This window comes from Pedobacter africanus (assembly GCF_040548825.1).
GTDB lineage: Bacteria > Bacteroidota > Bacteroidia > Sphingobacteriales > Sphingobacteriaceae > Pedobacter > Pedobacter africanus_A.
The window spans coordinates 79,918-92,072 of record NZ_JBEPSL010000003.1 but is presented as its reverse complement, the minus strand read 5'-3'; the positions used below and the strand labels follow the sequence as shown (position 1 = coordinate 92,072).

Sequence of the window (12,155 nt, the reverse complement as noted above, 5' to 3'; positions counted from 1 at the left end):
GACAAGCTGCATTTAACAGTTGATAATATTTGATTGTGCCAAATTCTAACCAGGAGTGCAAACGTGCTTCTGGTTTGTTTTTTGTACTAATTCTTCACTAAAACCCTCCTTCCTTCAACGGCAAACCTAACTTGCCCCGTTGATTCTATAAATTTCAATACCGTAGCCAGGTCGTTTTTCCGGGAAACAAAACCGCCGATCTCCATTTTCTGAACAGCTACAGGGTCGTAAATAATTTCTACGTTATACCACCTGGCTATTTTCCGCATGCCCGCAGCAAAATCGCCACCGTTAAAAGCGAAGCCACCGTTCTTCCAGTCTAGCACTTCCTTTGGATCAACATGACTGATCTTTAAGTTGTTAAAATTATTGTTAGCCTGCTGGCTGGGTTCTAAAACTACCTCATTCCCGGCAGTTCCGGTTTGCCGCACACGTACACTTCCTTCAAGAAGGCTGGTTTTTACACTGCCTTCATTTTTATAGCTGCTCACATTAAAATGCGTACCCAATACTTCTACCTGCTGGTTCCTGCTTTTCACAATAAAGGGTTTCAGCTTGTTTTTCGTTACTTCAAAATACGCTTCCCCCTCTAAAAACACCTCACGGGTCTTTTTCACAAACTGCTGTGCAAATGATATTTTCGACTCAGCATTGAGCCATACCTTAGTCCCGTCAGGCAAAGTAAAAATGTAAGTCTGTCCTTTTGCAGTACTCGCTGTCAGCTCCGCAGCTTGTCCTGAACGGAGTTTAAGATCCGAACTAACCGGGCTGCCATCGGTATAAGCCAAACCATCACCCGCAATCAGCACCCCATTCTGCGTGTCGCTCAGCTGGATGGTTTCACCGTTGTTCAGTGTAATTGTAGCCCCATTTTTGCCCGGACCGATATTACGTGCAGCAAGCAGGTCCTGCCTGCCCTTACTGCCATTGTTTTGGTTAAAGCTATAATAAAACCAGCTACCCAGGATAATCAGCATTGCAGCAGCAGCTATCCACATCTTCCAAATCTTTTTCTCAATGGCCGGCATTGTTACAGGCTGCTTAAAAACCCGGTTAAGGACGGTTTTACGCTGAAAATCCGACAAACTGTACCGGCCGTCTGATTCGGCAAAAGCATCTGCCATCAATTCATCAATAACAGGGATATACAAGGGATCATCAAAGTAGTTCATCCACTCTGAATATTCAGTTTCAGTAGCTTTCCCGCTGATCTGTAAGTGGAATAAATATTTAAGTCTCTGTGTCGATTGTGTCTCCATATAGTTAGCTTCTATTTACATTGACACTAAAAATTAAAATTACAGGTAGTTGAAAATCAAAAAATATACATCTGCCTGATAAACAACCAAATAATTATTTGCGTAATAGCGCCAATGCAATCACATGATATACTATGGCATGCCGTTGCAGGTGTTCACGCACTTTTTTCAGCGCAATTTTCATATGTACATTTACCGTTTGCGGTGATACCTTCATCTGCTCAGCGGCTTCTTCATATTTCAGCCCTTGCTGGTGGCATAACCTGAATGCCTGTTTCTGTTGCATGGTTAAGCCTTCCACCGCTTCATTGACGATGCGAAGGGTCTCGTTGTAGTCCAGTTGGTTGCCTGTCGACTGTTCTTCAATAGCTTCGGCAGCGTCTAGCTGGGCCGAAGCCTTCACTTGTCGGGATATATTCCGAAGCACATTAAACGTATGATTTCGGACCAAACGGTTTAAATAGGCAGAAAACTGCTCAACTTCCGGCAACTTTTTTCGCTTTTCCCAAACTTTCAAAAAACTTTCCTGAACAATATCTATGGCCAATTGCTCAGAATGTGTAAGGCTTCGGGCAAAAGTGAAAACAAAGCGTTCATAGTGATTAAACAGAATTGTGAAAGCATACTGATCCCCTCCGGCAATTTTTACCAGCAATTCTGTTTCATTGCCAAGGGGTTTCATCGACATTTTTATCCAGGGATAAACGTAAGCAAAATCAATGCAAGGTAGCGAAAGTTTACCTTAATCTTAAATCAATCCATTTTGCGCCGCCATTTTAACTAAAGCTGCAATATTCCTTGCATGAAATTAGCCAAAACATTTTATGTTCCCGGGGGTTATCCATAAACATCAATCCTGGAAACCTATGAACATGCCCAAGCCATGCATCTATATAGTTGAAGACAATTCTGACATTGGATTTATACTGGAATTATTTTTAAATGAAGAAGGTTTTGAAGTTAAAGTGCTGACAACAGCACAAGACTTTATCATGGCCTTAAAATATGGATTACCCGATCTGTTCCTTATGGATGTAAAACTACCTGACGGAAACGGGATTGATCTATGCCATCAGCTTAAAAACGATCCACGCAGTGAGCGCCTGCCCATCCTGATGATGTCTGCACATGCAAATGAGGACGTTGCAAGAAGTTGTGAAGCAGAAGAGTTTTTACAAAAACCATTTGATTTGAACCTGCTGCTCCATAAAATTAAGCAGTATTTGCCTGCCGCATAACCTGCCAATCTTTGGAGATTATCACATCCTTAAAAAACAATATCATGGGAAACCTAAATCTATCACTATGAAAACTAAGAAAATAATCGGGTCATTACTTACCCCACAATCGTCTGACAGAACAACAGCCATCACATTACTTATCGGAGGACTTGCAGTAGGTGCCGCAATAGGTATTTTGTTTGCAACAGAAAAGGGAAAACTGATGCGGCAAAAAATCTGCGATACTGTAAACAACCTATTTGACCACCAGGAAACAGATGAAACTGCAGAACCAATTTCAGATCCAAAAGATCAGAATGCAGGGAAAAAGCCAAAGTCTGACATCAAAAGCATTATCCACAATGCACATGCAGCTACAGCCCATCCAGAACAAAGCCTGAGCTAAAAGCTCAGCAAAGTGTTATTCCTTTACCCGTCTAAGTTCAAGTACTTAAACCACTCTTTAGTAATTAGCTTTACATTATGCGCTAACTGCTCATAATTACAGTGACGTAAACTAAGCGGAAAAGGCACGCCCTTTTCCCTTTTTATAAAATCAACCGTAATTACCGAACTGGGAAAAACCAAATCCTCTCCCTGCAGCAATCCAAAAACAGACCGGGCAAAGCCCTCGTCCCTTCCCAGCGGGAAACACCCATAAGTCTCCATACCTTTCAGTGTTTTTATATTTAACGAAATCTCATAACTTGTTTCCATAAGCCATAACACAAAAGAGCCACCCCAAAGGGCGGCCCAGTTAACCTAAATTTTAAAACAATCAATTACTTAATCTCAATTTGACGGGACTGTACTTTCGCCTCCTCGCGTTTCGGGATTGCTATGCACAATACCCCATCGGTATACTTGGCCTCTATTCCGTTCTGGTCTGCGCTTTCAGGTAAGGTAAACGAGCGCACAAACGAACTGTAACTATATTCCCGTTTGGCATAATTACGCTGCTGATGTTGATCATCATTTACCTGTTCTACCGAAATGCTCAGGACATCCCTTTCCAGCTTCAGTTTAAAATCCTCTTTCTTTAGCCCAGGGGCAGCCAGTTCTACATGAAAATGATCAGCACTTTCAGAAATGTTCGCCGCAGGCACCTTAGTCATCATGCGATCAGAAAAAAAGGTGTCGTTTAAAATAGAATCGAAAACATCATTAAAGCCCGGCATTAATGATGTGTTACTTTTTGGATTAAATTTAACCAGTGTCATAGGTTTTTCCTCCTTAATTTGATTTAATGATTAAAACTTATAATTAATTAAACTCTTGAACCTTAGGTTCCCAAACTTTAGTACAAGCAAAATGCCAATGCCAAAAACACCCCTTCAGGCTGAAAAAATTTCAGCAGGAATGAAAAATTTTCAGTTTCTGAATGTCAAAAATTCATTTAAGCTAACTATTTCAGCTGGCAGATGTTTACTCTGTAAATTAAACAGGTCATGCAGGAAGAACAAGAAATATTTAACATATCGGTAGCTATCAATACCGGACTTGAACCCTTAACATTTACTATCACTACATACTATCCGGCCCCAGATCCAAAACATGAGCGGAACTACCGTGTAAGCCGAGACAACGAAACCCTGGGTGTCCTTTATCAGGATGCAGACCACCGCTGGCACCTACTGGAAGGCGATCTGGAGCAGGAAGAAATTGAGGCCATAGGGCGGGCCATTGACGCACATTACCCCAAGTAGTCGCTAAGGCCAACTGCCTCCGCATTTTGCCGTCCTTAGCGATTAAAAATTGTTATGAAAAACGGAGGTTTTACCTAACCCCTTTTTAATCTGATCCTGACCTCTTTTAATTCCTTCTATTACGTGTTTCGGTAACTCTTCTTTGTTTAAATTACCATCCACAGCACTTTCCATAAGTTTATTAAGCGCAACTAAATAATCTTATTAGAAATAGCCATTAGTTTATCAATTATGGCGTTTCTTAAATGATCTATAGAGGATGGCATAATGAGTTGATGTTGCTGATAAATACAAAATTACCGGACTTCCCACGAAATTCATTATAGACGGCGGCGGGAATATCCGGTTTAAAATAGCTGGTTTTGACGGTACGCCTGAAGCGGTTGTAAAAGAACTGGATATTATGATTGCGCTTGCAAAAACCGGAACTGGAAAGTAAATGAGTTACTCCTACCCCAGCCTGCTGCTCGCATAAACCTTTATCGCTTCGCTTATAAAAGCCCTGAATTCAGGCCCCGAGGCACCAAATTGATTGGTAAACCTTTCATCGCTTAAATAAAGCTGGCCCAGTCCGTAATAAGCCTCAGCTTGTTTGTCTGATGCATGATGTGTTCCCCAGAGTTTGCGGGTATTCAGATAATGCTTGTGTACCAATTCCTGTACCCGGATGTTATCAACAGGCAGGTCTTTCAACAGCAATATGGCTTTTCCCAATTCCTTTTGCTTTACTACCAATGCCTGCATCTCTGCTTTGCTTAAGCTTTTCAGATGCTGTTCTGCGTGGAGTACCACTTCTTCTCCGTAGCTATCAATAGCCTGCTCTCTGTAATTCCTGGCTTCATCTGCTGAGAGGCCTTCGTATAGATCTTCTAGTTTTAACATGGTTTGGTTTTTTAGTGAATGTATGGTATTGTCAATTGTTTTCATCAGGATTCCTATCCTGGCCTTCTTAGCCTGCAGCATACGCTTATGCCCTTGCAGCGCCAAAATCAGATCAAAACCGGGGTCGTCCATAATCAACAGGATCTCTTTTAACGGGAGATCCAGTTCTTTATAAAACAGGATCTGCTGCAGGCGCAAAAGTTCTTCTTTCCCATAAAGCCTGTAGCGTGCATCCGTTCTTTCAGCAGGCTTAAGCAAGCCGATCTTATCGTACAGGTGCAGTGTTTTTACCGTTATTCCGGCAAGTTTCGCCAGTTGTTTTACAGAATAGTGTCCTTGCTTTTTCATGCTGGTCATTTTTTATGGAACAAAGGTAGGCTATGACCCAAGGTAAGAGTCAAGAACTATTTTCAAATAATTAACAAACCTTTCCAGGAACCGCTGAAAGAAATCTTATCTTCAAACATGAAAGTTAAAAGAATCGTAAGCAATATGTTCACGTCTGATTTTAAGGCTGCCGAAGTATTCTATAAGGATATTCTTGGTCTTGAACTTTTGATGGACCACGGCTGGATCCAAACTTATGGCTCATCAGATCTGATGAGTGTACAGCTCAGCTTCGCTACCGAGGGTGGGTCAGACACACCCGTACCCGACCTCTCTATAGAAGTTGACAATGTTGATGAAGCATTGGAAAAATTTGTGGAGGCTGGCTTTCAAATTGAGTATGGCCCTGCCGATGAACCATGGGGTGTGCGCAGATTTTATGTCAGGGATCCTTTCGGAAGGTTAATCAACATCCTAAGCCATTAATACTTATATCATACTTGCTGGCTAATCCTTAAAATCAAACAAAACACAAGTACCACTATTCCAACAACAAGCATTACCCTACCCTTCTTTCGGTCAGCAGCGGAGTAACAATACACAGTTTCACCATTTGGTAATGTTTTGGTATTAGATGAAATGAACCATCCCATCATTATTCCAAATATGCCGCCTAATAAGGCAAGCAAGAAACCTGCATATATCCAGCCTGGATTTATCGGTTCAAACTTATTCAACTCCTGAAGCCTCTTTTCTTCAAGATCAGCCAGTTCAGCATTCCCCAATACCTTACCTCTTTCCTTTAAAATTTTTTGAGCCAACAGAAAGTCATAATTACTCCACTCGTCACGTTTTGAAATCACTTCCATCAATTCCTCATCACCAAAAGTGAACAGGTAATGCCCACGATCAACTTCATCCAGTTGTACCGAAGCTTCTTTTATCAGAACAGCATTCGCTTTTTCAAAATCCTCGGATTTCAGTTTCACTCTGTATTCCTGATTTACCGGATTATTGGCAAATGAAACATCAAATGGAAGAGAAGTGTTTTCAGTGATATAGTCAATTTGATATTCAGCCAATGTAGCTTCCAGTTCCCGAACCAATCCGTAATCGTTAAACGTACGGTATGTTTTGTAATCATCTTTGTTCATCATCGATCTTAACCTTTTTTAGTCACCAGTTGCGTATATGTTCGGAATAATAAAAGTAACAATAAAATTGTCTGTATATCTTTGGATTGTTTTGAAAAAAGATCTTGTTGTACAAAACAGATCTAAAAAAATGCTGGTTCCTGGCGGTTATCCCAAAAGAAAAGCACCACTATTGTATTTGATTTAACTTCGTAAAATATCGATGATCTTTTCTTTATCAATCCCTTTCTAATGTTAGAATCAAGTACTGTTTCCTTAAACATAAACGGAGAATGCTGTATTAACTCCAGAACTTTTAAAGTATTTTTCTCAAATTCTTCAACCGCCTTATTCCCTAGCCGCTGAAAAATTTGATCCTGAATTGCATTGAAAGTTTCGACAGCAGTTTCGGAAATCAAAATTTCCCAACTCACTATTTGGCAGAAAGTTTTTTCTTAAAGGCATCGAACGTAATATACCGGCCAGCTTCAAAATCAGCCTGACCTCTTTTAATTCCTTCGATTACGTGTTTTGGTAACTCTTCTTTGTCTAAATCACCCTCTACGGCACTTTCCACAAGTTTATTTAGCGCAACTAAAAAATCCTTATTAGAAATAGCCATTAGCTTATCAATTATAGCGTTTCTTAAATGATCTATAGAGGATGGCATAATGAGTTGGTGTTTCATCAAATTTCGTTATTTAAGTTTAAAAATCCTATTGCATAATAGCGCGCTTCGCTGACACAAAGATAAAACAAATCATCAATATTAACCAATAATTAATTAAATGTATTTATTGGCAATATTTCGTAAAAAACTCCAATATTCTGAATAAAACTCAATCACTATAAGCGATCAATCCGCATTTATGCTGCGCTGCTCTCTCCAATAGCCTAACAAGATTTTCTACGCAACTGTCGGTTTTGAGTTCCCCTTCCTGAATATGCTCAAGAATTCGTTTTGATAAAGAAGTATCCCACCTAAAGTCTGTATAATAATCAAAGTTCCCTGGGATAACTCCCTTATCCTTTAGCATTTTAAAACATTTCTCATCAAGGCCACCAACTTGTTCAAGGCTGCCCAGTTCGGGATAGTCTGGTGTTGCCTGGTCATCACGTATTAAATAAAAGTCTAACATTTTTTAAATCTACTACTAAACAAACTCTTTATATCAAATCATGTAAGTTTTTTGTTCATGCATAATTGATTCCACTTCTCCCTTTCTTTTTAATGATGCTATTTTATCGAACACCTTACTCAACAGCATCCGTAAAATTTATTCAGGCATTTTTGACCGCTATAACTTCAAAACCATATAAGTTTACCAACGAGGATCCATTTAAACAGCCCCTGCAATTCATTTCAAAAAATGAAATTACATTCTAAAAAACAAAACACTATATTTGTATGGTAATTATCTCAAAGGCAATTATAAGTACCTTTACCAGTACCCATAATGATGCCGAAGTACCTCTGGGAAATTGGTACGAAGCAACAAAAGCAGCATTATCCTTTTTATTGGGACACACACAGCATACGATAAAATTAATGCTGCCCACGTAACATTCAAAAAATAAACCGGAAATGGAATATCAAATAACTTCTGAAAAACACTATCATGAAACAATGATAGTAATATACGATCTGATGAACAAAGGGGAAGCAAACCTAACAGATTCGGAAATAGAAAAACTCCGTTCGCTAACAGTAGCTACAGAGAAATTTGAAGACGAAGTTCTTGGCTTAAAACCAGCTAAACAGCCGGAATCTATACCCCAGGCATTGGAATTGATTATGTTTGAGAAGAAAATTTCACAGGCAAAGCTTGCCGATGAATTGGGTATTGGAAAACCAAAACTCTCTCAAATATTAACGGGCAAGCGTAAGCCAGATGTATTCTTTATTAAGGCCATTTACAATAAACTTAAAATAGACCCTAAGTTTATATTAGATCATATTTAGCGTTACAGCTTGAACAAATTGGGTGTCAGATGAAAAAAGTTATTTTACTGTTTCTTGTCTTAATTAACCTTTACAGTTTTGCTCAAACTGTAAAAATGCCCCTATCAAATAAAACAGGCAATTACGGCATCAATAATTTATACCGGCCAACCTGGAAAATCACCGACATTTCTGGATACAAAGATTACGATACAACCGGGTACAACAAATGGGCAATTGCCGAGATCAAATTTAACACCATGCAATCCTACCTGGAGGATGTAATCAATAAAAAGATGCCTCAGGCAGCTTATACGTATTTTTTAAAAAACGATCCTACTACTGATACAAGCTATTTGTTTAAAAACCGTATTTCAAGGAATTTAATTGGGGTTTTTATAGGGGTTAAAGATCATTTGAAATATGTGATCGTAGACAAAAATGGAAACAAAAGTTTCAAAGACGACAGCGTATTGGTTTTCGATCTAGATAAGCAAAAAAAACACCCCGCAATTGAAGTTTACATAGATTATTTTGACGGTGAACGAATCAGGCAAGCTCAAGTTCCATTTGCAATTGATGCCTATAATGAAAGTTCTTCGGTTGAAGAAGCATTAAAGCCTGCTGTAGCTTTCATAGATCAGTCTTATAAACAGGGAATATATAACGATGGACATTCAAAATGGACAATTACGGTGGATAACCCCCACTTTTTTCTTTATAAGAATGAGATATTCTCCTTATGTATAGACCCTGCAGGCAAACCAGAATCTGTAGATAACCGTTATGTATACAGCAGCAAGGATTCTATCCCAATTGGAAAGAAATTATATACCGTAAAATCACTAATAAATGACACCCTGTATCTTTCCTATGTGGCGCCTTACCTAAAAAGTACAGGAGCAATAAACACAATAGCACCGGAAATAACCGGACAGGACCTGGTTACCAACAAAGAGTTTTCATTGCATAAAAAAAAGGGGCAATATGTGTTACTGGATTTTTGGGGCAGCTGGTGTAAACCTTGCATTGCTGCATTACCAAAGCTTTTAGACATTCATAGAAAATATAATCGCTTTGGGTTACAGGTAGTAAGTGTGGCGTTTGACCATAAAAAAGATTTGGATAAATTAAAAACGCTAATAAATGAGCACAATCTGAAATGGGAACATTTATTTGTAGATAGAGCAGGTACACAGCAAATAACAAAAGATTACCAGGTCCAGATATATCCTACTACGATATTGATCAATCCAAACGGTAAAGTAGTTTTTAGGGGAACAGGAGAAAAATCTTTGATTGAAATTGACAAATTTCTTGAGAAGGCATACCAACCTTCACCTATGAGATAATCTCTCCATACTTGTCTAAACTCGCGTTGCACTTCGGGCAGGTAGTGCCCCCGTATAATATTTGATTTTTCCCTCTCGGAATTCTAATAATTGGTTGCTTTTCATTGCAAGCCGGGCAATAAACTCTTTTAAAATTCAAGCCCAATTTAGACTTTTTTTTACTTTGCACAACAAAGAAAACTATGGCACTAATTGTTACAACCGTATATATTAATAACTCCATCCTGAATGCGATTTAGATTTCTAGAATTACAAGATACACAAAACCTGACAATTAAGGAGCTGTAATTTTGGATCGTTATGCTATTTGATGTGATCAGGTTTTTTATTTTATCCTGTTCAGTTTTCGCTTTTCATAATGGCTTTAATTTCCTTAGCTGAAATCTCTTTTTTCATGCTACAATATCCGCATTATCAACATAACTCTTCTATCTTACCACTTAAAAAAACCGTTCACTTTCCCAATAAAATATATCATTTGTATATTTAGTTCAGTATCATAAAGTATAAACCAACATGGCAGACAAATCCAGACGCAAACAAATACGAGATGAACTGCGATTGAAGGCTCAGCAAGAATTTGAAGCCGGCCTTCCTATGAGCCGAGAAAAGTTTAAAAGCTTGTTTGACTATTTGGATGTGGCCCTGGCGAAGGAAGGTTGCAATGATGACCATGCATTAACAGTCTGGTTCTTAAACTCGATAGGTATTGATGAAGTGGGTGATGTCATTGGCTGGCTAATTGATAATGGCGGTTATTGCGATTGTGAAACTCTCGCAAACGTAGAAGAGCAATTCGAATAATTAAATGAATAAATTATCAAATGAAAGTGTTTAATATTTAAGTTATGCTCGTAACAATATCTAAAAGACTATCTGATATTATTGATGCCTTGCCGCTAAAGGAAGGAATGCGGGTACTGGAAATTGGTTGCGGGCCTGGCTCAGCAGCACGCGAAGTGAACAAACGTATTGGTAAATCTGGTTATATTCTGGCTATAGACCGTTCCGCAAAGGCCATCCAACAGGCAATCGCAAATTCGCAAGCTGAAATTGCCCTGGGAAACCTGGACTTTCAGCAGGTAGCAATTGAACAATTTGCGTTGCCATCAGGGCAGCCCCTTTTTGATCTGGTATTTGCCGTGCGTGTTGGCGCGCTTGATGGGCGCCATCCCGAGGCCGGTAAGCTGGCTATACAACAGATCAGGGAAATACTGAAACGCGATGGCAGTCTGTTTATAGACGGAACTGAATACAATTTAAGTTAAGCTTTTCAAATTTTTCATTTGAAAAGGAAAAGCGGATTACCCCACATTGGCCTTAAAACTGCAAAACAGAAAATTCTGCTGCGTACCAAATGGCGTAGTATGGTTCTCAACAATGCAACGAACTTTGGTAAAAGCTTTTGACAGTTCATCCTGAAGTTCAGCTTCGTTGTATTGCTTTATTTCAAGACCACTACATTTTTTCGGGCCGTCATGAGAAAAGGTGCCAATTGTCAGGTACCCTTTTACAGAGGAAGCTGCAAGAGTTGTGTATTGCATCACCTCGTCAGGGCCAGTTAAAAAGTGGAAAGCTGCCCGGTCATGCCAAAGGTCATATTGCTGCTTTGGAACAAAGTCTAAGATGTCGGAGGCAATCCAGGTCACCCGTTTCGCTCTGTCACCCAGCCGGGCTTGCGCACGTAAAAGGGCCTGTTCAGAAATATCAAGAACGGTGATGTTCTGGTACCCATCATCCAGGAGAAAATCAACAAGCTTGCTATCGCCGCCACCAATATCAATTATACTGGCTGTTTTCGGAAGGTTAAACTCCCGGATAAAATTAAGTGAAGTCTGTGGTACGTCTTGCGTCCAGCTCACTTCATGAGGTTGCTTCTCGGTATAAACCTTCTCCCAATGTCTTTTACTTTCACTCATGTAGTTAAAAAGTTATTTTGTAAGATTGATCTGAATATGCGCATAAAAATGGATATAGAAGATGAATCCATCAATTAAAGCTCCAAATATCTGCTTACAGATGCCTTAAGCAATTCCACAAGTTCATCATCCATATACCCGTATTCATCCGGAATATCTAGGACAATGACTTCTTTTTCATCCAATATCAATGGAAATCTGGATTTCAATTGCTCACGGTGCCGTTTTTCCATCACAAAAATAATCTCGGCCCAGGAAAGTAGCTTTTCAGATATTTTAATCCTGGCAACTGGAGCTGTACCTGCCGACCGCACATTATGAACATTACTATCTTTAAACAGATCTTCTGCAGTGCGACTACGCCATTTATTACGACTACAAACAAACAAAACGTTCACATCCAAATATATCATTT

20 protein-coding genes are annotated in these 12,155 nt (G+C 39.3%); 9 read left to right on the top strand and 11 right to left on the bottom strand.

Annotation, left to right across the window (positions count from 1 at the left end):
• Positions 1-86 precede the first annotated feature (86 nt).
• Positions 87-1,259: a FecR family protein gene (locus tag ABIE26_RS16095; protein ID WP_310143617.1), complete on the bottom strand. Its 1,173-nt coding sequence runs from the start codon at positions 1,257-1,259 to the stop codon at positions 87-89.
• Positions 1,260-1,353: 94 nt separating this feature from the next.
• Complete coding sequence (locus ABIE26_RS16090; protein WP_310143615.1) at positions 1,354-1,947, bottom strand: RNA polymerase sigma factor; 594 nt, start codon at positions 1,945-1,947, stop codon at positions 1,354-1,356.
• 178 nt (positions 1,948-2,125) lie between these two features.
• On the opposite strand from ABIE26_RS16090, the gene ABIE26_RS16085 reads away from it, so the two are divergent.
• Together ABIE26_RS16085 and ABIE26_RS16080 are read left to right on the top strand one after the other, a co-directional pair.
• Positions 2,126-2,497, top strand: coding sequence for a response regulator (locus tag ABIE26_RS16085; protein WP_310143613.1), 372 nt, complete (start codon positions 2,126-2,128; stop codon positions 2,495-2,497).
• A gap of 67 nt (positions 2,498-2,564) precedes the next feature.
• Entirely contained in the window at positions 2,565-2,885 is a 321-nt protein-coding gene (locus ABIE26_RS16080; protein WP_310143611.1) for a YtxH domain-containing protein, read from the top strand.
• A gap of 23 nt (positions 2,886-2,908) precedes the next feature.
• On the opposite strand, the gene ABIE26_RS16075 is transcribed toward ABIE26_RS16080, so the two are convergent.
• Both ABIE26_RS16075 and ABIE26_RS16070 read right to left on the bottom strand, forming a co-directional pair.
• Positions 2,909-3,196, bottom strand: a complete 288-nt coding sequence (locus ABIE26_RS16075; RefSeq protein ID WP_310143609.1) for a hypothetical protein — start codon at positions 3,194-3,196, stop codon at positions 2,909-2,911.
• 65 nt (positions 3,197-3,261) lie between these two features.
• Positions 3,262-3,699 (bottom strand): Hsp20/alpha crystallin family protein, encoded by a 438-nt coding sequence (locus ABIE26_RS16070; RefSeq protein ID WP_310143606.1) that lies wholly within the window; start codon positions 3,697-3,699, stop codon positions 3,262-3,264.
• Between the two features lie 228 nt (positions 3,700-3,927).
• Between ABIE26_RS16070 and ABIE26_RS16065 the strand changes: the two genes are divergently transcribed.
• Positions 3,928-4,185, top strand: a complete 258-nt coding sequence (locus ABIE26_RS16065) for a hypothetical protein (RefSeq protein ID WP_310143604.1) — start codon at positions 3,928-3,930, stop codon at positions 4,183-4,185.
• A 450-nt stretch (positions 4,186-4,635) separates the two neighbouring features.
• Here the strand turns inward: ABIE26_RS16065 and ABIE26_RS16060 are convergent, their stop codons facing one another.
• Entirely contained in the window at positions 4,636-5,415 is a 780-nt protein-coding gene (locus tag ABIE26_RS16060; RefSeq protein ID WP_310143602.1) for a MerR family transcriptional regulator, read from the bottom strand.
• 117 nt (positions 5,416-5,532) lie between these two features.
• On the opposite strand from ABIE26_RS16060, the gene ABIE26_RS16055 reads away from it, so the two are divergent.
• The gene (locus ABIE26_RS16055) at positions 5,533-5,880 is read left to right on the top strand and encodes a VOC family protein (protein ID WP_310143599.1); all 348 of its coding nucleotides are present in this window, start codon (positions 5,533-5,535) and stop codon (positions 5,878-5,880) included.
• Positions 5,881-5,888: 8 nt separating this feature from the next.
• On the opposite strand, the gene ABIE26_RS16050 is transcribed toward ABIE26_RS16055, so the two are convergent.
• The 4 genes from ABIE26_RS16050 to ABIE26_RS16035 all read right to left on the bottom strand — a co-directional run bounded on the left by ABIE26_RS16050 (position 5,889) and on the right by ABIE26_RS16035 (position 7,666).
• The gene (locus tag ABIE26_RS16050; RefSeq protein ID WP_310143597.1) at positions 5,889-6,551 is read right to left on the bottom strand and encodes a hypothetical protein; all 663 of its coding nucleotides are present in this window, start codon (positions 6,549-6,551) and stop codon (positions 5,889-5,891) included.
• 119 nt (positions 6,552-6,670) lie between these two features.
• A complete protein-coding gene (locus ABIE26_RS16045) occupies positions 6,671-6,961 on the bottom strand; it encodes a hypothetical protein (RefSeq protein WP_310143595.1) in 291 nt (96 codons plus the stop codon).
• The gene (locus ABIE26_RS16040) at positions 6,961-7,215 is read right to left on the bottom strand and encodes a hypothetical protein (protein ID WP_310143593.1); all 255 of its coding nucleotides are present in this window, start codon (positions 7,213-7,215) and stop codon (positions 6,961-6,963) included. Before ABIE26_RS16040 ends, ABIE26_RS16045 begins: the two co-directional genes overlap by 1 nt.
• Before the next feature lie 151 nt (positions 7,216-7,366).
• A complete protein-coding gene (locus tag ABIE26_RS16035; protein ID WP_310143590.1) occupies positions 7,367-7,666 on the bottom strand; it encodes a hypothetical protein in 300 nt (99 codons plus the stop codon).
• A gap of 269 nt (positions 7,667-7,935) precedes the next feature.
• Between ABIE26_RS16035 and ABIE26_RS16030 the strand changes: the two genes are divergently transcribed.
• From ABIE26_RS16030 to ABIE26_RS16010, 5 genes are all read left to right on the top strand, one after another.
• Positions 7,936-8,091 carry a hypothetical protein gene (locus ABIE26_RS16030; RefSeq protein ID WP_310143587.1) on the top strand — a complete coding sequence of 52 codons (156 nt, stop codon included), beginning with the start codon at positions 7,936-7,938 and terminating at the stop codon, positions 8,089-8,091.
• A gap of 21 nt (positions 8,092-8,112) precedes the next feature.
• On the top strand, positions 8,113-8,490 hold the full coding sequence (locus ABIE26_RS16025; protein ID WP_310143584.1) for a helix-turn-helix transcriptional regulator: 378 nt from the start codon (positions 8,113-8,115) through the stop codon (positions 8,488-8,490).
• Between the two features lie 95 nt (positions 8,491-8,585).
• Positions 8,586-9,821: a TlpA family protein disulfide reductase gene (locus ABIE26_RS16020; RefSeq protein ID WP_310143582.1), complete on the top strand. Its 1,236-nt coding sequence runs from the start codon at positions 8,586-8,588 to the stop codon at positions 9,819-9,821.
• Between the two features lie 516 nt (positions 9,822-10,337).
• Entirely contained in the window at positions 10,338-10,625 is a 288-nt protein-coding gene (locus ABIE26_RS16015; RefSeq protein WP_310143579.1) for a DUF2695 domain-containing protein, read from the top strand.
• Positions 10,626-10,669: 44 nt separating this feature from the next.
• The gene (locus ABIE26_RS16010) at positions 10,670-11,089 is read left to right on the top strand and encodes a class I SAM-dependent methyltransferase (protein WP_310143576.1); all 420 of its coding nucleotides are present in this window, start codon (positions 10,670-10,672) and stop codon (positions 11,087-11,089) included.
• A gap of 36 nt (positions 11,090-11,125) precedes the next feature.
• Here the strand turns inward: ABIE26_RS16010 and ABIE26_RS16005 are convergent, their stop codons facing one another.
• Positions 11,126-11,740, bottom strand: a complete 615-nt coding sequence (locus tag ABIE26_RS16005) for a class I SAM-dependent methyltransferase (RefSeq protein ID WP_310143574.1) — start codon at positions 11,738-11,740, stop codon at positions 11,126-11,128.
• 74 nt (positions 11,741-11,814) lie between these two features.
• The gene (locus ABIE26_RS16000) at positions 11,815-12,153 is read right to left on the bottom strand and encodes a low molecular weight protein tyrosine phosphatase family protein (protein ID WP_310143571.1); all 339 of its coding nucleotides are present in this window, start codon (positions 12,151-12,153) and stop codon (positions 11,815-11,817) included.
• Positions 12,154-12,155 lie beyond the last annotated feature (2 nt).